Annotated in this window: 1 protein-coding gene; it reads right to left on the reverse strand. The window is 66.7% G+C overall.

The annotated features are described in order from the left end of the window. Positions 1-1,620 (reverse strand): DNA-directed RNA polymerase subunit beta (gene rpoB, locus AC5L3X_RS39095; protein ID WP_494863838.1); only part of this gene is annotated, 1,620 nt, incomplete at both ends.

Here is a 1,620-nt window from a genome sequence, read left to right on the forward strand (position 1 = left end):
TCTCCAGGACCTGGCCGACGTTCATCCGGCCGGGCACGCCCAGCGGGTTGAGGATGATGTCGACCGGGGTGCCGTCCTCCAGGAACGGCATGTCCTCGACCGGCAGGATCTTGGAGATGACGCCCTTGTTGCCGTGACGACCGGCCAGCTTGTCACCGTCGGTGATCTTACGCTTCTGGGCCACGTAAACACGGACCAGCTCGTTGACACCGGGCGGCAGCTCGTCGCCCTCCTCACGGCTGAACACCCGAACCCCGATGACCTTGCCCTGCTCACCGTGCGGCACCTTCAGCGAGGTGTCACGGACCTCACGGGCCTTCTCACCGAAGATCGCGCGCAGCAGCCGCTCCTCCGGCGTCAGCTCGGTCTCACCCTTGGGCGTCACCTTGCCGACCAGGATGTCACCGGGAACGACCTCGGCGCCGATGCGGATGATGCCCCGCTCGTCGAGATCGGCCAGCACCTCCTCGGACACGTTCGGGATGTCCCGGGTGATCTCCTCGGGACCCAGCTTGGTGTCACGGGCGTCGACCTCGTGCTCCTCGATGTGAATCGAGGACAGGACATCGTCCTGGACCAGCCGCTGCGACAAGATGATCGCGTCTTCGTAGTTGTGACCCTCCCACGGCATGAACGCCACCAGGAGGTTCTTGCCCAGCGCCATCTCACCGTTCTGGGTGCACGGACCGTCGGCGATCACCTGGTTGACCTCGACCCGGTCACCCTCGGCCACGATCGGCTTCTGGTTGAAGCTCGTGCCCTGGTTGGAGCGCTTGAACTTCGCCACCCGGTAGGTGGTGCGGGTGCCGTCGTCGTTCATCACGGTGACGTAGTCGGCGGAGACCTCCTCCACCACGCCCGCCTTCTCGGCGCTGACCAGGTCGCCCGTGTCCGTGGCCGCCCGATACTCCATGCCGGTGCCGACCAGCGGCGCCTCGCTCTTGAGCAGCGGCACCGACTGGCGCATCATGTTCGCGCCCATGAGCGCACGGTTGGCGTCGTCGTGCTCGAGGAACGGGATCATCGCGGTGGCGACCGACACCATCTGGCGCGGCGACACGTCGATGTAGTCGACCTCCTCGGCCCGGGCCAGCTCGGTCTCACCGCCCTTGGTGCGGACCAGGACGCGCCTTTCGGCGAACGAGCCGTCGGGGTTGAGCGTCGTGTTGGCCTGCGCCTTGACGAAGCGGTCCTCCTCGTCGGCGGTCAGGTAGTCGATCTGGTCGGTGACCTTGCCGTCGACGACCTTGCGATAGGGCGTCTCGACGAAGCCGAACGCGTTGATGCGTCCGTAGGAGGCCAGCGAGCCGATCAGGCCGATGTTGGGGCCTTCAGGGGTCTCGATCGGGCACATCCGGCCGTAGTGGGACGGGTGCACGTCACGGACCTCGAAGCCGGCCCGCTCACGCGACAGACCACCGGGACCGAGCGCGGACAGACGCCGCTTGTGCGTCAGGCCGGCCAGCGGGTTGGTCTGGTCCATGAACTGGGACAGCTGCGAGGTGCCGAAGAACTCCTTGATCGACGCCACGACCGGGCGGATGTTGATCAGGGTCTGCGGCGTGATGGCCTCGACGTCCTGCGTGGTCATGCGCTCGCGGACGACGCGCTCCATGCGGG

It is taken from the genome of Nonomuraea sp. CX421 (genome assembly GCF_059358955.1).